At 60.3% G+C, this 18,975-nt stretch carries 21 protein-coding genes; 13 read left to right on the top strand and 8 right to left on the bottom strand.

From position 1 onward, the window contains the following. Window positions 1–16 precede the first annotated feature (16 nt). Window positions 17–439: a SufE family protein gene (locus tag ACFSJC_RS05225; protein WP_386024213.1), complete on the top strand. Its 423-nt coding sequence runs from the start codon at window positions 17–19 to the stop codon at window positions 437–439. 55 nt (window positions 440–494) lie between these two features. Here ACFSJC_RS05225 and ACFSJC_RS05220 read toward each other — a convergent pair whose 3' ends face one another. Then, on the bottom strand, window positions 495–2,654 hold the full coding sequence (locus ACFSJC_RS05220) for a xanthine dehydrogenase family protein molybdopterin-binding subunit (protein WP_386024211.1): 2,160 nt from the start codon (window positions 2,652–2,654) through the stop codon (window positions 495–497). Then, window positions 2,647–3,111: a (2Fe-2S)-binding protein gene (locus ACFSJC_RS05215; RefSeq protein ID WP_386024208.1), complete on the bottom strand. Its 465-nt coding sequence runs from the start codon at window positions 3,109–3,111 to the stop codon at window positions 2,647–2,649. Before ACFSJC_RS05215 ends, ACFSJC_RS05220 begins: the two co-directional genes overlap by 8 nt. A 308-nt stretch (window positions 3,112–3,419) precedes the next feature. Here ACFSJC_RS05215 and ACFSJC_RS05210 point away from each other — a divergent pair, with 308 nt between their 5' ends. Both ACFSJC_RS05210 and ACFSJC_RS05205 read left to right on the top strand, forming a co-directional pair. Next, window positions 3,420–4,469, top strand: coding sequence for an efflux RND transporter periplasmic adaptor subunit (locus tag ACFSJC_RS05210; RefSeq protein WP_386024471.1), 1,050 nt, complete (start codon window positions 3,420–3,422; stop codon window positions 4,467–4,469). Next, window positions 4,466–7,573, top strand: a complete 3,108-nt coding sequence (locus ACFSJC_RS05205; RefSeq protein ID WP_386024206.1) for an efflux RND transporter permease subunit — start codon at window positions 4,466–4,468, stop codon at window positions 7,571–7,573. Before ACFSJC_RS05210 ends, ACFSJC_RS05205 begins: the two co-directional genes overlap by 4 nt. An 84-nt stretch (window positions 7,574–7,657) precedes the next feature. Here ACFSJC_RS05205 and ACFSJC_RS05200 read toward each other — a convergent pair whose 3' ends face one another. The 4 genes from ACFSJC_RS05200 to dmeF form a co-directional block, all read right to left on the bottom strand. Further along, window positions 7,658–8,035: a c-type cytochrome domain-containing protein gene (locus tag ACFSJC_RS05200; protein ID WP_386024204.1), complete on the bottom strand. Its 378-nt coding sequence runs from the start codon at window positions 8,033–8,035 to the stop codon at window positions 7,658–7,660. Window positions 8,036–8,302: 267 nt separating this feature from the next. Beyond that, window positions 8,303–9,007: a response regulator gene (locus ACFSJC_RS05195; protein WP_386024201.1), complete on the bottom strand. Its 705-nt coding sequence runs from the start codon at window positions 9,005–9,007 to the stop codon at window positions 8,303–8,305. A gap of 40 nt (window positions 9,008–9,047) precedes the next feature. Then, window positions 9,048–10,508 (bottom strand): ATP-binding protein, encoded by a 1,461-nt coding sequence (locus ACFSJC_RS05190; RefSeq protein WP_386024198.1) that lies wholly within the window; start codon window positions 10,506–10,508, stop codon window positions 9,048–9,050. A gap of 124 nt (window positions 10,509–10,632) precedes the next feature. Next, a complete protein-coding gene (gene dmeF, locus ACFSJC_RS05185) occupies window positions 10,633–11,583 on the bottom strand; it encodes a CDF family Co(II)/Ni(II) efflux transporter DmeF (protein ID WP_386024195.1) in 951 nt (316 codons plus the stop codon). Window positions 11,584–11,791: 208 nt separating this feature from the next. Here dmeF and ACFSJC_RS05180 point away from each other — a divergent pair, with 208 nt between their 5' ends. The 10 genes from ACFSJC_RS05180 (at window position 11,792) to ACFSJC_RS05135 (ending at window position 16,876) form a co-directional block, all read left to right on the top strand. Then, entirely contained in the window at window positions 11,792–12,421 is a 630-nt protein-coding gene (locus ACFSJC_RS05180) for a hypothetical protein (RefSeq protein ID WP_386024192.1), read from the top strand. 301 nt (window positions 12,422–12,722) lie between these two features. Further along, entirely contained in the window at window positions 12,723–12,866 is a 144-nt protein-coding gene (gene pufB, locus ACFSJC_RS05175) for a light-harvesting antenna LH1, beta subunit (RefSeq protein WP_007042216.1), read from the top strand. An 18-nt stretch (window positions 12,867–12,884) separates the two neighbouring features. Beyond that, entirely contained in the window at window positions 12,885–13,082 is a 198-nt protein-coding gene (gene pufA / locus ACFSJC_RS05170) for a light-harvesting antenna LH1, alpha subunit (protein ID WP_007043387.1), read from the top strand. A 93-nt stretch (window positions 13,083–13,175) separates the two neighbouring features. Beyond that, window positions 13,176–13,316, top strand: a complete 141-nt coding sequence (gene pufB, locus ACFSJC_RS05165) for a light-harvesting antenna LH1, beta subunit (RefSeq protein WP_007043386.1) — start codon at window positions 13,176–13,178, stop codon at window positions 13,314–13,316. A gap of 43 nt (window positions 13,317–13,359) precedes the next feature. Further along, window positions 13,360–13,521, top strand: a complete 162-nt coding sequence (gene pufA, locus ACFSJC_RS05160; RefSeq protein WP_386024189.1) for a light-harvesting antenna LH1, alpha subunit — start codon at window positions 13,360–13,362, stop codon at window positions 13,519–13,521. 489 nt (window positions 13,522–14,010) lie between these two features. Next, window positions 14,011–14,154 carry a light-harvesting antenna LH1, beta subunit gene (gene pufB, locus ACFSJC_RS05155; protein ID WP_007042216.1) on the top strand — a complete coding sequence of 48 codons (144 nt, stop codon included), beginning with the start codon at window positions 14,011–14,013 and terminating at the stop codon, window positions 14,152–14,154. Window positions 14,155–14,172: 18 nt separating this feature from the next. Further along, on the top strand, window positions 14,173–14,370 hold the full coding sequence (pufA, locus tag ACFSJC_RS05150) for a light-harvesting antenna LH1, alpha subunit (protein ID WP_007043387.1): 198 nt from the start codon (window positions 14,173–14,175) through the stop codon (window positions 14,368–14,370). Between the two features lie 92 nt (window positions 14,371–14,462). Then, the gene (pufB, locus tag ACFSJC_RS05145) at window positions 14,463–14,603 is read left to right on the top strand and encodes a light-harvesting antenna LH1, beta subunit (RefSeq protein WP_007043386.1); all 141 of its coding nucleotides are present in this window, start codon (window positions 14,463–14,465) and stop codon (window positions 14,601–14,603) included. Window positions 14,604–14,641: 38 nt separating this feature from the next. After that, window positions 14,642–14,800 carry a light-harvesting antenna LH1, alpha subunit gene (gene pufA / locus ACFSJC_RS05140; protein ID WP_007042213.1) on the top strand — a complete coding sequence of 53 codons (159 nt, stop codon included), beginning with the start codon at window positions 14,642–14,644 and terminating at the stop codon, window positions 14,798–14,800. 642 nt (window positions 14,801–15,442) lie between these two features. Then, window positions 15,443–16,876, top strand: a complete 1,434-nt coding sequence (locus ACFSJC_RS05135; RefSeq protein ID WP_386024184.1) for a BCD family MFS transporter — start codon at window positions 15,443–15,445, stop codon at window positions 16,874–16,876. 146 nt (window positions 16,877–17,022) lie between these two features. On the opposite strand, the gene ACFSJC_RS05130 is transcribed toward ACFSJC_RS05135, so the two are convergent. Together ACFSJC_RS05130 and ACFSJC_RS05125 are read right to left on the bottom strand one after the other, a co-directional pair. Next, window positions 17,023–17,670, bottom strand: a complete 648-nt coding sequence (locus ACFSJC_RS05130; RefSeq protein ID WP_386024181.1) for a thiol:disulfide interchange protein DsbA/DsbL — start codon at window positions 17,668–17,670, stop codon at window positions 17,023–17,025. Window positions 17,671–17,695: 25 nt separating this feature from the next. Beyond that, on the bottom strand, window positions 17,696–18,235 hold the full coding sequence (locus tag ACFSJC_RS05125; RefSeq protein ID WP_386024178.1) for a disulfide bond formation protein B: 540 nt from the start codon (window positions 18,233–18,235) through the stop codon (window positions 17,696–17,698). Window positions 18,236–18,975: the final 740 nt, after the last annotated feature.

The following is an 18,975-nucleotide window of genomic DNA, read 5'->3' as shown; positions in this document are numbered from 1 at the left end:
GCGCGACAGGGCACAGATGCGAGAGACAGAAATCAGCGACATCATCGACGACTTCGAACTGCTCGGTGATTGGGACCAGCGTTATCAGTATTTGGTCGAACTCGGTGAAGGGTTGGCGCCCATGAACCCGGAAGACAAGACCGACGCCAATCGGGTCGTCGAGTGCATGAGTCTCGTGCATGTATGTGCCCGCCAGGATCAGGCTCGGACGGATCGCATTCAGTATCAGGGCGATTGCGATACGGCCATCATCAAGGGGGTGGTTGCGCTGCTGGTCGGGCTTTTCTCTGGCAAGACGCCCGCCGAGATCGACGCACTCGATGTGGACGTCCTGTTCGAGGGGCTGCATCTCCAGGAGCATCTCAGCCCCAACCGCCATGTCGGCGTTTATGCCATCGTCAACAAGATGAAGCGCCAGGCGGCCGCTCTGGCCGACTGATAGGCCACTCCCATCGATGTCTGCGCGCCTGGTCGAGACTGGCCTGGCGTGCGGTTTATCCCAGTCGGATCGGCAGCGATCGAACCGGCTGGCCGGTCAGAGAGAACAGCGCATTGGCGACGGCCGGAGCCATGAGGGGCGAAGCGAGTCCGCTGACGCCGCCAGGCTCCGCATCGCTCTTCACGAGATGAATGCTGATGTCCGGCATCTCGCTCGCCTTGAGCAGCGGATAGTCCCGAAGTGTCGATTGGTCGACTCGTCCCTTGGTCAGCGTGATCTCGCCCTTGAGCGCAGAGGTCAAACCGAAGACGATCCCGCTTTCGATTTGGGCGCGAACCGTCTCCGGATTGACGGCCTGTCCGCAATCGACGGCACAGATGACCCGTCGAACCCTCACCTCGGTTCCTTCGATGGAGACCTCCGCGATTGCGGCGATCAGGCTGCCGAATGCCTCCATGAGCGCGATGCCGCGTCCTTGGCCGGATGCGGGCGGGTTGTCCCACTCCGCTTCCTCGGCCGCCCTGTTCAAGAGTTTCAAGAGACGCGGCCGATCGGTCAGGTGGTCGCGTCGTAGCTGGAGGGGATCTCTGCCCGAGACATGGGCCAGTTCGTCGAGGAAACATTCGGTGACGAAGACGTTGTGTCCCTGTCCGCCGCCAGGCCAGAGTCCGATCGGTACCGGTGTGTCGGCGCGGCGGTACTCGATACGCCGGTGGGCGATGCTGTAGGGCAGGTCGGTTGCTCCAGCCATCATGAAGGGGTCGACGCCGTTCGCGATGCGCTCAGGTGCGATACGCGCCAAAACGGAGGGTCCGGCAACGCGATGGAACCAGGCGGTCAGCCGTCCCTCGGCATCGATGCCGCCGCGCAGTCGATGAAGGCTCATCGGTCGGAAGAAATCGTGGCGCAGGTCGTCTTCGCGCGTCCAGATCACCTGCACCGGGCGCTTGAGTTCCTTTGAGAGTTCGACCGCGTCCACGACGAAGTCCTGCTCGCGACGGCGTTCGAAACCGTTGCCTAGGAAGGTCGTGTGGACGGCGATTCGATCCGCCGGAAGTCCGGTGATGCGTTGAGCCGTCGCCCGCGCCCTGGCCTGGGCCTGGGTGGGGACATAGAGATCGCAGCGGTCGTGGCGGACATCCGCCGTGCAGTTCATGGGTTCCATGCAGGCGTGGGCCTGAAAGGGAACCTCGTAGATCGATTCGATTTGGTGGGGCGAGGCGTTGAGCGCTGCGCTGACGTCGCCTTCCTTATAGGCGACGGCAGCGCGCCCCTTGAGCGCGACCCGTAGACGGTTGCGGATGCGCTGGGTGTCGGCCGCGAGGTTTGTGGACGGGCGGATGCTGAGCTCCAATCGCTCGCGACCACGCAACGCGGCCCAGCTGGACTCGGCGATTACGGCGATCCCGTAACGAACCGCGAAGACGTTCAGAACGCCGGGAATTGCGCGCGTGGCGTTGTCACGCCAACTGGCGATGCGTCCGCCGATGAGATCGCAGCGTGCGATCGATGCATAGAGCATGTCTGGAAGTCGGACGTCGAGTCCGAAGCGCGCGGCGCCAAGCACCTTGTCCGGTGCGTCGATACGCCGTTGCGCGGTGCCGATCAGGCTCCAGGTTTCGCGCGGCTTGAGCGCGGGCACGGCTGGCAGCGGCAGCTTAGCGGCTGTGGCGGCTAGCTCGGCATAGGAAAGGCTGCGCTGATCGTCGACTAGGTGGATCATGCCGCGTCGCGCCTCGCAGCGGCTTTCCGGCACCGACCAGGTCGCCGCCGCTGCTGCGATCATGAGCTGGCGAGTCACGGCCCCGGCCTCGCGCAGAACCAGCCAGGCATCGCGGATCGAGGTGCTCTCGCCCGTCGCCTGCTCTCCCAGTAGGTGGTTGACGTAGGCCGCGCCGACTGGGGCTTGTTCCACCCGGATCTGATCGAGTCCGACCTCCAGTTCTTCCGCCAGCAGCATCGCCAGGCTGGTGGTGACCCCCTGTCCCATCTCCGAACGGGCGATGACCAGCTGGATGCCGCCATCGCGATGGATGCGGATCCAGGCATTGGGTGCGAGGGTCTCGGTGCCGCCATCCTGTTGCGGTTGATCGGGGACGCTGGTGTCCGCCTGCGCCGGAAACAGGATGCCGAGCGCCAGTCCGCCGCCCGAGGCCACCGCGACACGCAGCAAGGCCCGCCGGCTCAGGAGCAGCTCCGTGTCTGAGTCAGCCATTCTGGACCTCGGGATTGGACGCGCGGAGGATCGCGCGTCGGATGCGACTGTAGGATCCGCAGCGGCAGAGGACCTCCGACATGGAGGCGTCGATCTGTGCTTCGGTCGGGCGCGGATGCGTTGCCAGGAGGGCGGCGGCCGTCATCAGTTGGCCGCTTTGGCAATATCCGCACTGCGGCACCTCTTCCATGATCCAGGCCAGCTGAAGCGGATGACGGCCGTCTGGAGACAGTCCCTCGATCGTCCTGACGGATCGGCCGGCCGCCTCCGAGAGTGGGGTGATGCAGGCGTTGACCGGTTTGTCGTCAAGATGGACGATGCAGGCCCCGCATTCGCCCTCGCCGCAACCGTATTTGGTTCCGGTGAGTCCAAGGTGGTCTCGGAGAACCCATAGCAGCGGGGTGTCAGGATCCAAGTCGAATTCCAGCGTTTCGCCATTCAGCGTTACGGAGATCATCGTGTCCCCAATCAGGATCAATCGAACAAAAGGCCGCTAGCATTGCAGATTTCGCTCGGCGGCGAAAGCGAGCCGCCAACCGGCGGCGCGCCGAGCGTCTACTGGCTCGCGGTGGACTGGCAATCCCTGTTGCGGTTTGCTGTCGCGCATGCACTGGGGATCTTTTTCCGAGTCCGCAACTCAGAGTCCAGTGCCTTGTCGATGGGATGTTCCATCGAATCCCGTACCTGGTCTCGGTCTCATTCTCAACGGACATCTCTGTGCGCCATTCGGATAGTCTTTTGCTCGTACACGGTTTCCCGCTCGCGATGCTGCTGTGTGGCGCGCTCTTCACGGCCCCAGCCGGCCTCGCTGCGCCTGTGGCCGGGGTCGTGGTCATGGTTGCCGAGGTTCAGCGCCAGACGCTCGCCGAGCCTGTCGAGGCGCTTGGAACCCTTCAGGCCAACGAGTCGGTGGCCATTACCTCCAATGTGACCGAGACCATCTCGGCACTACATTTCGACGATGGACAGCGGGTTCGCGCCGGGGATCTCCTGGTCGAGATGACCAATGCCGAGGAGCATGCCTTGCTGGAAGAGGCGCGGGTCCGCGCCGCCGAGGCGGAGCGCCAGTTTCGTCGCGTCAAATCGCTGGTCGCTCAGGGCTCGGCGTCGGAGTCGCTGTTGGACGAGCGTCGGCGGGATTTGGATGCGGCGCGTGCCATGCTGGTGGCGCTCGAATCCCGGTTGGCGGATCGTGTGATCAAGGCACCCTTCAATGGGGTTCTCGGTCTGCGCAACGTCAGTCAGGGTGCCTTGGTCGAGCCGGGCGATCTCATCACGACGCTGGATGACGATAGCCGTATGAAGCTCGACTTCTCGATTGCCAGCGTTTTCCTCGGGGCGCTTGCACCTGGGATGACGATTTCGGCCAAAACGGCGGCCTTTCCCGGGCAGGTCTTCACGGGGCAGGTGACGGGTATCGACACTCGCATCGATCCGGTGACCCGCTCGGTCAAGGTGCGAGCGCTGATTCCCAATGCGGAAGGGCACCTCAAGCCCGGATTGCTGATGCAGGTCGAGTTGCGGATCAATCCGCGCGAGACGCTCGTGATTCCCGAGGCCGCCGTTCAGCACCGGGGTGAAGAGCATTTCGTCATGCGGGTTTCGCAAGGGGAGGCGGGGCCGGTAGCGGAGCGTCGCGCGATCGCGACCGGGACGCGCCAGGCTGGGGTGGTTGAGGTCCTGTCCGGTCTCGATCTCGGTGATCGGGTCGTGACGGATGGCAACGAGAAGATCCACTCCGGTCAGTCGCTGCGCATACTGGCGAAGGCTGGGCAGGCGCGTCCCGAGGCATTGAAGATGGAAGCGAGCCCGTGATCCTGTCCGATATCTCCATTACCCGGCCGGTTTTGGCCGCCGTTCTCTCGCTGCTCCTGGTGGCCTTCGGTCTGGTCTCCTTCGATCGGCTGCCGTTGCGTCAATTTCCGGACACGGATCCGCCCGTGGTCTCGATCGATACACTCTATCCGGGGGCGGCAGCGGCCGTCGTCGAGAGCCGTATCACACAGCTGATCGAGGACCGCATCTCGGGCCTGGAAGGCATTCGGACGCTGGAATCGAGCAGCGAGGACGGGCGTTCTCGCATCACTGTCGAGTTCGACATCGATCGCGACATCGATGGCGCCGCGAACGATATCCGCGATCGGGTCTCCAGCGTCCTGGATCAGTTGCCGGACGAGGCCGAGCCGCCCGAGATCGAGAAGGTCGACAGCAACGAAGACGTCATCATGTGGCTGAACCTGGTCAGCGATCGGATGTCGGTGCCGGAGCTGACCGATTATGCGCGGCGTTATCTGGTCGATCGCTTCTCGGTGCTGGACGGCGTGGCGCGTGTGCGTGTCGGCGGCAATCAGGTCTATGCCATGCGTATTTGGCTCGATCGCAGCGCGCTTGCGGCACGCAATCTGACCGTGGCGGACGTCGAGGATGCTCTGCGCGCCGAGAATCTCGAATCGCCGGCGGGGGAGGTCGAGTCGATCGATCGCCAGTTCAGCGTGCGTCTGACCCGCGCCTTCGAGACCCCGGAGGATTTCGCGCGTCTGGTGCTGGCGCGCGGCAGCGGCGGACATCTCGTGCGTCTGGGCGACGTGGCGCGCGTCGAGCGTGGCACCGAAGAGGACCGTACCCTGTTTCGCGGCAACGGGGTGCCCATGGTTGGGCTCGGCATCATCAAGCAGTCCACCGCCAACACCATCTCCGTCGCCGATGCGGCCAAGGCCGAGATGGCGCGCATCAACCCGACCCTGCCGGAAGGCATGGCGCTCAAGCAGAGCTACGACACCTCCGTCTTCATCCGTGGCGCCATCAAGGAGGTCTACAAGACGTTGGGGATCGCCATCGGTCTGGTGGTGCTGGTGATTTTCCTCTTCCTCGGCAGCTTGCGCGCGACCCTGGTTCCTGCGGTAGCCGTGCCCGTGTCGGTCGTGGCGACCTTCACGGTGCTGCTGGTGCTCGGCTTCTCGGTCAACATTCTGACCCTGCTCGCCCTGGTGCTCGCCATCGGTCTTGTGGTCGACGATGCTATCGTAGTGCTCGAAAATATCCATCGACGCATGGAGGACTATGGCGAAACGCCTTTGGTGGCCGCCTATCGGGGGGCGCGTCAGGTCGGTTTCGCCGTCATCGCCACGACCATCGTGCTCTGCGCGGTGTTCGTGCCCATCTCCTTCCTGGAGGGCGACATCGGCCGGATCTTCTCCGAGTTCGCCCTGACCATGGTCGCCGCCGTGCTCTTCTCGTCCTTCGTCGCGCTGTCGCTGTCACCCATGCTGGCGTCGAAGTTTCTGACGGCCACCGATTCTGGGCATCCGCGACGTGCCGCCTTGTCGCGGGGCGTCGATCGTCTCTTTCAATCCCTTCGGCGTGTCTACGGCCTGGTGTTGCGCTGGTTGTTGCGTCGGCCCTGGGTCGTTCTGGTTGGACTGCTGGGGACGTTGGGGGTGGCGGGCTGGCTGTTCGAGCGCATCCCCCAAGCCTATACGCCGCGCGAGGATCGAGGGGCCTTTTTCATCCTGGTCAATGGTCCCGAGGGCGCCTCTTTCTCCTACATGCAGTCGTACATGGACGAGATCGAGCGCCGCCTCATGCCCTACACCGAGTCGGGCGAGGTGCTGCGTCTGCTGGTGCGCGCCCCTCGCTCCTTCTCCAACACGGCGAGCTTCAATTCGGGCATGGTCGTCATCGTGCTCAACGACTATGCGCAGCGCCGCTCGGCCTGGACCATCATAGACGAGGTGCGAGCCACGCTCGGAGACCTGCCCGGCGTCAAGGCCTTTCCCATCATGCGCCAGGGTTTCGGCGGGCACACGCGTAAGCCGGTGCAGTTCGTCATCGGTGGCGGGACTTACGAGGAATTGGCCGCCTGGCGCGATACCCTGCTGGCCGAGATCGAGAAGGACAATCCGGGGCTGACCGGAATCGATTGGGACTACAAGGAGACCAAGCCGCAACTGCGGGTCGCGATCGACTACGATCGCGCGGCGGATCTCGGGGTCACCATCGGCACCATCGGGCGTACGCTCGAAACGATGCTGGGGTCGCGAAAGGTCACGACCTACCAGGACGACGGCGAGGAATACGATGTGATTCTGGAGGGCGAGCGCGATGAGCAGCGCACGCCCGGCAGCTTGGACAATCTCTATGTGCGCTCTGTCAGGAGCGATCAGCTGATTCCCTTGGCGAATCTTGTGCGGATCTCGGAGACGGCCGATTCCAGCAGCCTGAAACGCTTCAACCGCGTGCGAGCCATTACCATCGAGGCCAATCTGAGCGACGATTTGGCCTTGGGCGACGCGCTGGCCTATTTGGATTCCAAGGCGAAGGCGTCTCTGCCGGACCGCGTGCAGATCGACTACAAGGGCGACAGTCGTGATCTGCGCTCCAGCAGCGAGAGTGTGTTGTTCGTCTTTCTGCTCGGCGTGGTGGTGGTCTATCTGATCCTGGCGGCGCAGTTCGAGAGCTGGGTCCATCCATTCATCATCATGCTCACGGTTCCGCTGGCGATGGCGGGCGCCTTGATGGGGCTCTGGCTGTCCGATCAGACGCTCAACATCTACAGCCAGATCGGGCTCATCATGCTGGTGGGGCTTTCGGCCAAGAACGGCATTCTGATCGTCGAGTTCGCAAATCAGCTGCGCGATCAGGGGCGTGAGTTTCGGGATGCGCTGTTGGAGGCGTCGGATGTGCGTTTGCGCCCCATCCTCATGACGGGGATCACGACGGCAGCCGGTGCGATTCCGTTGCTGATGTCGAGCGGCGCGGGCGCCGAGACCCGCGATGTAATCGGCACCGTTATCCTGACCGGGGTGCTTGCGGCGACCTTTTTCACGCTCTTCGTGGTACCGGTCGCCTATGATCTGCTCGCCCGCCGCACGAAGTCTCCCGGCGCGGTCAAGCAGCGTTTGGAGCGGGAGAGCGTCTGAAGGCGTTCAGATGATTTGGCGCGATCAGCGGCGCGATACGCGGATTGCGCCGCTGGTTCGACTTGAGGAACGACTCGCGCCGGATCAGTTGTTCTGTGCGCCTTGCTCGATCCACTGCTCGATCGTGGCGATCTGAGCGTCGCTGATAGGATCCTTGCCGTGCGGCATCCGGATGGATTGGTCGACCTCTCCCGCCACCAGCCGGTATAGGCTGCTCGACAGCGGATCGCCAGCGACGATCACCGGACCGAATTTTGTTCCCTTCATGACGGACTCATAAGACTCCACCAGGAAGCCGCTGGCATTGAATCCCTGGCCTCCCTTCAAATGGCATTCGGCGCAGTGTTGCTTGAGGATGGGCTGAACGTCCTTCTTGAATGTCACATTCGGTTGCTGTCCGCAAGCGCTCAGGCAGATGGCGAGCGGCAAGGCGATAGCGCTGGTTTTCATTGTTTTTTTCATCGTGTTACTCCTGCTCCGGCGAAAGGTAAGGTCGCGGCAGCTCCCGCAGAGGGGCCGCGGAGTCTTGAGTCTGCGTTCCGTGCGGCGATGACATTATTATCCAATGGCAAACCAAAACCATGATCGAGACAGCAGTTTCGACGGAAAATCGATTTTTTGTTGTCGTTCGGCAGAAGCGCGGAGAGAGGGGTGGCTCTGGTGGCGTCCAGGATCCGTCTCGGACGCTGTGTGCGTTCGGGGCGGCGGACGGGTTCCGCCCTCGCTGCGTCAATCGGTCTGATCTCCCTCCAGCTCTTCGTAGCGGTAGCCGACGCCGTAGACGGAGTGGATGATTTCCCTGTCGGGCAGGAGTTCGGCGAGCTTGCGCCGGAGCTTCTTGACGTGGCTGTCGATGGTGCGATCGGAGACGATACGGTGATCCCGGTAGATGCGATCCATCAGGCTGTTGCGGGAGAAAATCCGTCCCGGCGCGGCATAGAGCGTCTCCAGCAGGGAGAACTCGACAGCGGTCAGTTCGATTTCCTTGCTCGTCGTCTTCACGCGCAGGCTATCGGGGGCCAGGGAGAGTATGCCGGAACGTGCGGGTTTTTCTTTCGCCTGGGTCCGCCTTAGGATGGCCTTGACACGCGCCACGAGTTCGCGCGGGCTGTAGGGTTTGCAGACATAGTCGTCCGCGCCCAATTCCAATCCCAGCAGACGGTCGATCTCCTCGACGCGGGCGGTGGTCATGATGATCGGGATCTCGCTGTGCGCCCGTACCTCGCGACAGATCGTCAGTCCGTCCTTTCCGGGCAGCATCAGGTCGAGCAGGATCAGGTCGGGTTCATGCTCTCTGACCCAATCGGTCACGCCAAGGCCTTCGCTCAGATGCTGCGTCTGGTATCCGGCGATCTTGAGATAGTCGGCGACGAGCTGCGCAAGGCGTTCTTCGTCTTCGACGATCAGGATCAGTAGCTGGGTTTGACTGCTCATCGCTTGGCTCGTGTCTGCTGTGTTGGTGAGGATCGACGGCCTAAATCGGTAGCTGAATGCGGATCCACAGCCCCCCGATCGGTGCCGCAGCGGCACTGATCTGTCCTCCATGCGCTTCGACGACGTTCCTCGCGATCGCCAGTCCCAGTCCTGCGCCGCCCGTGTGGCGGCTGCGCGAGCTGTCGGCGCGGTAGAGGCGCTCGAATAGGCGGGGGAGGGACTCGGGCGGGACCGCCGGGGAGGTGTCCTGAAAATCGATCTGGATGAGATCTTGTCGGCGCGCGATCCGAACCGTCAATCCGCCGCCCGCATCCGTGTATTGAAGGCTGTTGCGCAACAGGTTGCGGAAGAGCTGGGACAGCCGTTGCCCATCGGCATGCACGACCTTGGGCTCGTCTAGTTGATCCTGATAGACGAGTCTGAGCCCCGCCTCTTCGAATCGGCGTCGAAAGGCGTCTAGATCCGCGCCTAAAACCTCTGCGATCTCCGTGGGCTCCATGCGATACCCGAGCGCTCCCATATCGGTCGTCGAGAGTTCGTAAAGATCGTCCACCAAGCGACCGAGCCGCATCGAGTCGGCGTGCAGTCTGTCGAGCGATGCAGCGTCCAATGGGCGGATGCCGTCCTGAAGTGCCTCCAGCTCCGCGAGGAGCAGCGCGATCGGGGTGCGTAGCTCGTGCGAGATGTCTGCGACCCAACGTCGACGGGCCTGCTCGTTTCGTTGGAGCGCTGCAGCGAGGGCGTTGATATCGCGCCCAAGCTTGGAGATCTCGTCGCTGCCATACACTGGCGCTCGTGCGCTGAAATCTCCCGCAGCCAATTGGCGCGCGGCACTCTGGAAGTCCCGGACCGGCCTCACTAGTCGTCGTGAGAGTGGATAGGCCAGCGCGGCCGAAAGCAGGAGCATCCCCAGGGCGATGATCCATAACCGGTTGCCCTGGGTGTTGCGGAAGCGAAGCTCTGCTTTCTCCGGCAAGGGCGGCCCGGGTGTCAAGGTCAATGCTCCAATCCGATGGCCGTCGAGCTCCAGGGGGTATTGGCGGCTGTTCTGTGCGAGTTGCGTGCGCCCGAAGATGACGTTTCCATCCTGGTCGCGGAGCGTGAGCCGCATCCTCAGCGGTGTTGGTCGCCGATGTTTGTTCGGAGGCTTCGGCATGCCCTGTCGCGACCAGGGGGCGTCCATGAAATCCTCTGGCCGAGGTGGCGGTTGATCGAGACGGCCGGGCTCGGGTGGAGGCTCGGACCTCGAGCAGGAGCGACTCCCCAATGCGTTGCGCCAGAGCTGGTGGTTTCGGGCGAGCGAGTCCCATGAGTGGTCTTGGCGGTAGATGTCGATCAATCGATCGGCGATCTGTTCTATGCGCTCCTGTTCGCGGGCGTCCGCCATCTCGACGAGTCCGCGTTGGAAAGACCACTGCACGAAGGCCTGGGTGCCGATCAACACGATCACGCATGCCAGGAGGACCGTGAGGAAGAGCTTGGAGTGGATGGATAGCCGCATGAAGCAATGGTGGACGGCCAGGTTGCAAGAAGAATGGATTCCCGATCCGTCCAGGCCATTGGTTACGGGCGACTCGCTCGGCGCGGATTGGCATTAGGATCGCGCCTTCCTCTCGGCGAGAGGATCAGGTGTGGGCGCCTTGGGTGCAGCAGGGGTTGATCTCGACCGTGACATGGGCCAATCCACAATGGGATGGCAGTAGTTTCTTTATCTCCAAAGGCGATTTGGGGTCGTGGGACACGACCGAAATGGCTGCAGCGTACATGTCAGGTCCTATCGACCAAAGGTGTAGGTCGGAAACGCGATCTTGCGAGTCTTGCTCGATCGCTGTGCGAATCTTCGAGCGAATCGTCTCTGGACCCTGTCGATCGACCAGGACCGCGCTGGTCGTTTCCAGCAGCCGCCACGACCAGCGTGCGACCAGCACGGCTCCGACGATGCCCATGAGTGGATCCATCAGAACCCAGCCGAAATACTTGCCGGTCAGCAGTGCGAAGATCGCCAGGAGAGAGGTGAGGGCGTCCGCCAGCACGTGCAGATAGGCCGAGTGGAGGTTGTGGTCTTGATGATGCGCATGCCCGTGCTCGCCGTGGTGCTCATGCCCGTGCTCATGCCCGTGCTCGGCGCCAAGAATCAGCACCGAGGCGCCGTTGACGATGAGCCCGATCACGGCGACGGCGATGGCCTGGTCGAATGCGATCGAGACGGGGTCGAGCATGCGTGCGAGGCTTTCCCAGGCCATGATGAGGGCAAAGATAACGAGCAGGATGGCCCCGCTAAAGCCCGCCAGCGCATTGACTTTACCGGTTCCGAAGCTGAAGTCGGTGTTTTTGGCGTGCTTGCGCGCATAGATATATGCGAAGGCCGCGATGCCCAGTGCGGCCGCATGCGAGGCCATATGGAGCCCGTCCGCCAACAGCGCCATGGACCCAAAGAGCAGACCGGTCCCGATTTCGATCACCATCATCGCTGCCGTGATGGCGATAACGATGAGGGTGCGCTGTTCTCCGGGACGTCTCTGTTCCTGCCCGAATACATGATTGTGTTGCCAAAGGTGAAGGTGTTCGGCGTGCATCTGGTGTCTCGCTCGCTCGTTCGATTGCGTGTGAATGTGTCGCCTCGTGCGTCGGCATCAAGATTTAAGGCGCGGTCGGCATCGATCTTAAGAAGAATCAATCTTATTATCGCCTTTGGCTGCCGGGCAAGATCTTGCTGCAATCGGCGCTCACGCACATGCGGTGCCGTCCGTCGTGCGCTGGCCCCCACGGCGTCCCGGTGACAATGTGTCGACCTGCAAATACAATCCCCTGAATGTTGTGGGCGAACTCCACCTTAAGGCGAAGGCAGGCGCGATTGGTCGCTCGACCTCCAGTCACGTCGTCTGCGCCGTCGCCCTCGTCTGCGTCAACGACCCCAGCGTTCGTCTGGATGATGCGACGAGAGATCATCCTTGGCTCCGAATCAATGAGGAATTGCTCGTGAAGTATGCGGCGAAGAAGACCTGGCCCGAAAAATCCCAGTCCTGGGAACATCAGGGCGACAGTGAATCCATTGAGGCATTCGCAAACGAATTTGCTGTCCTCGAACAGCTTGGCGCTGACAGCGAGTTCGTTGTGATGGAGAAGGAGGCCGCGTCCAGCCCCAGGTTGCAGTTTTTTCGTGTGGCGAGCGTGTCTCCGCTGGAGCTTGTGGCCGCCGAGCCTAGGGCGACGGCCAGCACCGAGCCGGCTGTAGCCGCGCATGCGGAAGAGTCAGAGGTCGAGGAGGGTTCGGAAAACGAATCTGCGGGCATGCCGAACTTGCGTCCGGTTATCTCGACCTTCTTCTATATGGGCAAAGTGGCCTTCATTGCAACGGTTGGCATTGCTTTGATGGCGGTCCTGATCTCGTTTCTCCGACGGCTTCTGGGCTAGATCCAGGTCGTTGTTCGGGCTTGGAATAATGCCGTTTGCGGTTGTTGGCCTCATGCGTCTTCATGGGGCTAATGTCTTGATGCGAAAGACTTCAGGGGGCGTGTTCCGGTTCGTTTGACGGTATGTAAAACATACTTGACATCTTGTCATGTCAAGCTAAGATGACACCCAGGATCTCTGATGGGTCCTAAGGTTTTTGAAGTCCCATTCAGGTGGGCGTGGCATGCATCTGGTGGCTTCCTTCGCGTGGTTTCCAGAGTGTTGAGTAACGGCATCATTTTCTTAATATCGGAGGCCAATCATGGCTGATATGAAGAGTCTGTCGGGTCTGACCGAGCAGCAGGCAAAAGAATTCCACGAGCAGTTCAAAGTGACCTACACCGCATTCGTCGGTCTGGCCGCTCTGGCTCATTTGTTCGTCATCGCCGCCAATCCTTGGTGGTAATTTAGAGAGGGCATGACAATGCAATTCATGGGTTACAAGCCGCTCGAAAACGATTACAAAATCTGGCTCGTCGTCAATCCTGCGACCTGGCTGATTCCTACCCTGATCGCCGTTGGTGCTCTGGCGATCCTGGTTCACGTCGTTGCGTTCTCGCTTGACGGTCAGGGCTGGCATGCGCCTGCGCCGGCAGCTGTCGAGGCTGCTCCGGCCGAGTAAGATCGTCTCCGCGTGGCGTCAGTGCGTCACGTTTAATCATCGTCAACCGTTTTGACGGTGGTCTAGTCGAAAATCCTTTTAGGAGGTATACCAATGGCCGAGCAATCCCTGTCGGGTCTCACCGATCAGCAAGCGAAAGAGTTCCACGAGCAGTTCAAGGTCACCTACACCGCGTTCGTCGGTCTGGCGGCTCTGGCTCACCTGTTCGTCATTGCTGCCAATCCTTGGTGGTAAGACCTGCTGGTCTTAATTTTCTCTTAATTTAGAGGTGAAAGAAATGAGCGACGTCGCAAAGCCTAAGAATCCCGAAGACGATTGGAAGATCTGGCTGGTTGTCAATCCTGCTACTTGGCTGATGCCGATCCTTTTCACCGTTCTGGCTATTGCCATTGCTGTGCACTGGGTGGTGTTCGCTGTCGGCTTGGGCTGGCACGCTTAAGTCGTATAAGGCTTGGCAGCGGTCTACGGCCGCTGTGGCCCTGGGCGCACCTTCGGTGCGCCCAAATAGTGTTTGAAATCGGTTCCCATACGTTTTTTTCCCCTTCCCCTTTCTTTTCCCTTTTCCCTCTGTTTTGCCTGTTCTTCGGGCGTTTGCTTTTTTGTCTTCATGCGTTCGTGGTGTGCGTCGCTCAGATGCCAGTTTTCCACGCCTCGATTATCCCCTGTTTTCTCGATTTGCTATTCGTTGGATTGATATCTATTGCGTTTGACTTTGGGCTGTCGCGAGCGATGTGCGGCCAAAATGCAGCGGCTATGGCTGGCTGAGAGTCTTGATGTCGACCTGTGTCTAAGAGGCTTGACATATGCGCATGTCAAGCTAAGATGACACCTGTGGGTCTGCTGAGGATCCTGAATGTTTTGAGGTCGGCAAGCACACTGCCTGCGCTGCCGAGCAATGCGAATCGGTTTATCCTAATGGAGGCCAATCATGGCTGATATGAAGAGTCTGTCCGGTCTGACCGAGCAGCAGGCAAAAGAATTCCACGAGCAGTTCAAAGTGACCTATACCGCATTCGTCGGTCTGGCGGCTCTGGCTCACCTGTTCGTCATCGCCGCCAATCCTTGGTGGTAATTTAGAGAGGATATGACAATGCAATTCATGGGTTACAAGCCGCTCGAAAACGATTACAAAATCTGGCTCGTCGTCAATCCTGCGACCTGGCTGATTCCTACCCTGATCGCCGTCGGCGCTCTGGCGATCCTGGTTCACGTCGTTGCGTTTTCGCTCGACGGTCAGGGCTGGCATGCGCCGGCACCGGCAGCTGTTGAGGCTGCTCCGGCCGAGTAAGATCGTCTTTTGCGGTCGTTTCTGCCGCAATTGAACCCTTGCCAACTGCTGTAGCAGTGGCTTATCAAAACATCCCTTTGGGAGGCAATACAATGGCCGAGCAATCTCTGTCGGGTCTCACCGATCAGCAAGCGAAAGAATTCCACGAGCAGTTCAAGGTCACCTACACCGCGTTCGTCGGTCTGGCTGCGCTGGCTCACTTGTTCGTGATCGCCGCCAATCCTTGGTGGTAATCTGCTTCTTATTCACTCTAGATTAAGAGAACATTGCAATGAGCGACGTCGCAAAGCCGAATAATCCCGAAGACGATTGGAAGATCTGGCTGGTTGTCAATCCGGCTACCTGGCTGATGCCGATCTTCTTTGCTCTGCTGGTCCTCGCGATCGCAGTGCATTGGGTTGTTTTTGCTGTCGGCCTCGGCTGGCAGTAAGATCCCTCTGGGATCGATGTGGCCGCATCAGCGACCACGACCGTGCCGGCCGTATGGCCAGGTACGATGGTAGATGGGGTGTTCGTCGATTGATCGAAGCCCCATCTGCCAGGATGATCGACTTAGGTCGGCTGTTGGGCCAGGATTGAGTCCTGAGTTATAAGTCATCCGTCTTCCGCCTTCCCCCCCTTCCTCGCTTGACCTTCTCAGCTTGAAATCCGCTCTGCCGCATCTTGCATGCGTGAACATTCATAATGCTCCCGAGATCTCGCGGCTGCCGGCCTCCAGAAGCATGGCGGCTTGATGTGGATTTTCGTTTGCTCCCGCTTCAGTGGGTGAAATGCGTATGCATTCGTATCTGTAAACATGGGAAACCCCTTGTTCGGCGGCTCTTTGGTGTGGGCTGTCCGTTGATGCCTATTCTTCTCTCGCCTCCATGCTGTGTGCCATCCTTTGCGCTGGATTCTGCGGCCTTCCAAATGGTCCCAATGGGGCGTACCATCGCCGCCTTCCGTTCCGGTAGCGCCTTAGGGGCGTCCGAGTCGTGGGCGGGTAATCTGTAAGTGAGATTGGATAGGGTGCCATCGGTTTCTTTCGTCCAACCCTTTTCATCTCGAATCACAAGTGGGAGATGACCTCGGCATGAGTCAATCTGTTGATCCCCGAGTCGCCGCCGCGTGGCGCGAACTCCTGATGCGCTTGATGCCGTTTGCTGATGTGGCGTCGGCGGACTTGCCGTTGCGGCGGCTGCTGCGCCTATCGTTGTTTCAGGTTTCGGTGGCGATTGCGATGGTTCTGTTGACCGGGACCCTTAACCGAGTGATGGTGGTCGAGCTTGGTGTGCCGACCTGGTTAGTCGCAACCATGGTTGCCTTGCCATTGGTCTTTGCGCCGTTTCGCGCCCTCATCGGACATCGTTCCGACTATCATCATTCTGCGTTCGGTTTACGACGTATTCCCTATATCTGGTTCGGCAGCATGCTGCAGTTCGGCGGATTCGCAATCATGCCGTTCGCGCTTCTGTTGCTGGCCGATGCTGATAACGCTTTGAATTTGCTTGGTAAGATTGGTGCTGCGCTGGCTTTCTTGATGGTTGGCGCTGGTCTGCATACCACCCAGACGGCCGGTTTGGCCTTGGCAACCGATTTGGCTCCGCCGGATAAGCGCCCGCGGGTAGTGGCGCTGCTCTATGTGACCCTGCTGTTGGGCATGTTGTTGAGCGCCTTGTTGTTTGGCCGATTGTTGACCCATTTTTCGCAGCAATTGTTGATCCAGCTCATCCAGGGTGCCGCTGTTGCGACCATCTTCCTGAATGTCGTGGCTTTGTGGAAGCAGGAAGCCATTAATCCCGCTCGGGCCGCTGCGCCAGAGAAGAGACCGCCGTTCATAGAGTCCTGGCGCGCCTTCTCGCGTGGTGGAAGGGCAAGTCGCCTGCTGGTTATCGTCGGTTTGGGGACCGCCGCCTTCACGATGCAGGACATCTTGCTCGAACCCTATGGAGGGCAGGTGTTGGGGATGACGGTGTCGCAGACTACTGCGCTGACCGCTTTGCTGTCGGCGGGTACCTTGGCCGCCTTTGCGGTTGCAGGCTATGTGCTGGGGCGTGGTGGTAACGCCTATCGGATCACCGGTTTCGGTGCGCTCGTCGGGCTCGTCGCCTTTGCTGCAGTGATCTATGCGGCGACCATCGGTTCGACGGATATCTTCCGTGTCGGAACGGCGCTGATCGGGTTCGGGGCGGGGTTCGTCTCGGTTGGAACCCTGACAGCGGCCATGGATCTTGCCGACGGAGGGCATAGCGGTCTCGCTCTTGGGGCTTGGGGCGCGGTTCAGGCAACGGCCAATGGTGTTGCGGTTGCTTTTGGGGGCAGCATGCGGGACATCGTTTCCGGCCTCGCCGAGGACGGGGCATTCGGTCCAGACTGGGCTGGGCCCGTGATCGGCTATACCTCGGTCTACATGCTCGAGATCGTTCTTCTCCTCGTGACGCTCGTTATGCTCGTTCCGCTGCTGTTGCGTCGTGAGCCAGCAGTCAAACGTTCCGCGTCCAAGATCGGTCTCGATCAGCTGCCTTGACTTCCCCGGGGTGCTATCCTTGGTGCCTTGTCGACGCCACGATTGACCTGGGTTTCCTAGGCTGTCGGCGTCGGCGCTAACCTCCTCGTCGTGATCCGTCTCCCCCTCGATCGCTGAGCGCGCTCGATCGAGGGGGCTCTGTCGTTTCAGCCCTTCGCTTGTGCTCGTACCCGCGTGATCAGGCCGTCCGCGATCGCGAGGATATCCTTCAGGCTTTTTGCATTGCGCCCAAGTACGACAAACTCTCCGCCAACGGTTAGGGTTGGGACGGCGTCGATCCGAAAACGCCCCGCGAGGTAGTCCGCGCGCCCGACTTGGGTTTGCACGTCAAAGGAATTGAATACATTCATGAATGCGCCCGTGTCGACGCCCTCTCCTTTGAGCCACTGTAGCATTTCATCTTCCTTGTAAAGCTTCAGTCGCTGTTTGTGCATGGCGTCGAAGACGGCTTGGTGAAGCTGTTCGAGTCGCCCAAGGTCCTTTAGCGTATAGAAAAGCCGTGACAGATTGCTCCATGCGGCGCGACCGAACGAGACGGGTACCTGTCGGAAGGCGATGTCCTCGGGAAGTTCCTCCGCCCAGGGCGTGATCAGTGGGTTGAGGTGACTGCAATGAGGGCAGCCGTAAGAGAAGAACTCCAGAACCTCTATTTTTCCTGGCGTATCGCTTGGATATGGGGGGGTTATTTTGCGCCAGTCCTGACCTTCCGCAGGTTCTGCGGCTGCGACAGGCAGTGCGTAGTAGCCCAGGCTGGCTATCAGAAGCTGATTGAACTGACGGCGGCTCAAGGTCACTGAGAGTCTCCTATCGAAAATGGATTCATCGGATGTCGGGGTCCGTTTGGGTCGGGCTGTGGTTGTAAGAGGTCTGGGACTGCCACAAGATCCATGCCCCGGCTGCGAGGCTGATCGCGAAAAAGATCAGCGCCCAGTTGGCCAGTGAGAGGCCCGCGATGGTCATTCCTGCATCCTCGCAAAATCCAGTGGCTAGAAACGCGGTTGGCCAATGTTCCCCGAGCCACTCGACTACCTGTTCGATCATGCCTGGATTGCCCCCGGTGCAGGTCACCACGCCGCTCGGCTGTATCTGCAGCCAGCTTTGGTAAGAGGCGGCGGCGATTCCGGCGAACGCTGTCGTTGCAAAGCTGGCTTGTGTGACCAGGCCCAGGATCCTGATTCCGTATGCCAAGGCTGCTGCCAAGGCCTCTGCGGCCATAATGAAGAGCAGCAGACGTTGAAATACGCAGAGATAGCATGGGTCGAGGTTGAGTTGCTCGGTTAGCATGATGGTAAGGATTGCCACCGCGCCAGAGGTGACCGCGAGGGCCGACCAGATTAGGCGGGGCGTTGTCCTGGTCATTGAGGGTACTCCCATTCTGATTGGTGAAATTCAACCTGGCGCGCTGGGGCCTGACTTGGTGACTCAGGTCCGTGCAAATCATACCGGAAGGCCGTGGTGTTCCGGGGAAGGGCGGGGCGACTTCGGCTTTCCGTCGCTTCGCAAACGACAACGGTTAGGTTTGAAAGATCCCAAAGAGTTCGCGAGTCGCTGATCCGCAGCTGTCCGGCTGCTTTTGACGAATGTTCTCAACGGGGCTTGACAGTCTGTCTAGAATCGCTAGAATGCGCCGCTCTGCTGAGGGAGCGGCGGGAAAGCGGGAACGGATTCGGGCGGTACAGGGAGTGCTGCAGACGCGCGGAGCGCGTTGAAGTGTTTGTGAGCTGGGCGGGAAGCTCTGAATAAAGCTCTTGACACGCTGGGCGCTGGATGTGCTAGAATTTTCGGCTCGCTGATTAGGAATTTGGCGAGGCCCTGCAGCGGCAGGGCGGCCTCCTCGGAAACGGAGGGGTTGACAGACCCGAAGGGACGTGTAGAATGGTCGGTCTTGGCGGTGATTAACTGCTCTGATCGAAACGCTCTTTAACAATCTGTTCAGATAATTTGTGTGGGTGCTCCGGTGTCGCTTTGGGTTCCAAAGAGATATCGAAGGAGCATCTTCAGTGAAGATGAACCGTCGAGCAAGGATTGTCTCTATCTTCGGATAGGGAAGCAAGTATTGAACTGAAGAGTTTGATCCTGGCTCAGATTGAACGCTGGCG

This window comes from Thiorhodococcus fuscus (assembly GCF_042682685.1).
GTDB classification, from domain to species: Bacteria; Pseudomonadota; Gammaproteobacteria; order Chromatiales; family Chromatiaceae; genus Imhoffiella; species Imhoffiella fuscus.
The sequence above is the reverse complement of the archived record's forward strand: the minus strand, read 5'-3'. Positions and strand labels throughout refer to the sequence as shown.

Coding starts and splice junctions, on each gene's coding strand:
- pufB (WP_007043386.1), top strand. CDS start 14,463: ATGGCCGAGCAATCTCTGTCGGGTCTCACCGATCAGCAAGCGAAAGAA.
- pufA (WP_007043387.1), top strand. CDS start 14,173: ATGCAATTCATGGGTTACAAGCCGCTCGAAAACGATTACAAAATCTGG.
- pufA (WP_386024189.1), top strand. CDS start 13,360: ATGAGCGACGTCGCAAAGCCTAAGAATCCCGAAGACGATTGGAAGATC.
- pufA (WP_007042213.1), top strand. CDS start 14,642: ATGAGCGACGTCGCAAAGCCGAATAATCCCGAAGACGATTGGAAGATC.
- ACFSJC_RS05125 (WP_386024178.1), bottom strand. CDS start 18,235: ATGACCAGGACAACGCCCCGCCTAATCTGGTCGGCCCTCGCGGTCACC.
- pufB (WP_007043386.1), top strand. CDS start 13,176: ATGGCCGAGCAATCCCTGTCGGGTCTCACCGATCAGCAAGCGAAAGAG.
- ACFSJC_RS05215 (WP_386024208.1), bottom strand. CDS start 3,111: ATGATCTCCGTAACGCTGAATGGCGAAACGCTGGAATTCGACTTGGAT.
- ACFSJC_RS05220 (WP_386024211.1), bottom strand. CDS start 2,654: ATGGCTGACTCAGACACGGAGCTGCTCCTGAGCCGGCGGGCCTTGCTG.
- pufA (WP_007043387.1), top strand. CDS start 12,885: ATGCAATTCATGGGTTACAAGCCGCTCGAAAACGATTACAAAATCTGG.
- ACFSJC_RS05135 (WP_386024184.1), top strand. CDS start 15,443: ATGAGTCAATCTGTTGATCCCCGAGTCGCCGCCGCGTGGCGCGAACTC.
- ACFSJC_RS05200 (WP_386024204.1), bottom strand. CDS start 8,035: ATGAAAAAAACAATGAAAACCAGCGCTATCGCCTTGCCGCTCGCCATC.
- dmeF (WP_386024195.1), bottom strand. CDS start 11,583: ATGCACGCCGAACACCTTCACCTTTGGCAACACAATCATGTATTCGGG.
- ACFSJC_RS05190 (WP_386024198.1), bottom strand. CDS start 10,508: ATGCGGCTATCCATCCACTCCAAGCTCTTCCTCACGGTCCTCCTGGCA.
- ACFSJC_RS05195 (WP_386024201.1), bottom strand. CDS start 9,007: ATGAGCAGTCAAACCCAGCTACTGATCCTGATCGTCGAAGACGAAGAA.
- pufB (WP_007042216.1), top strand. CDS start 12,723: ATGGCTGATATGAAGAGTCTGTCGGGTCTGACCGAGCAGCAGGCAAAA.
- ACFSJC_RS05225 (WP_386024213.1), top strand. CDS start 17: ATGCGAGAGACAGAAATCAGCGACATCATCGACGACTTCGAACTGCTC.
- pufB (WP_007042216.1), top strand. CDS start 14,011: ATGGCTGATATGAAGAGTCTGTCCGGTCTGACCGAGCAGCAGGCAAAA.
- ACFSJC_RS05210 (WP_386024471.1), top strand. CDS start 3,420: ATGCTGCTGTGTGGCGCGCTCTTCACGGCCCCAGCCGGCCTCGCTGCG.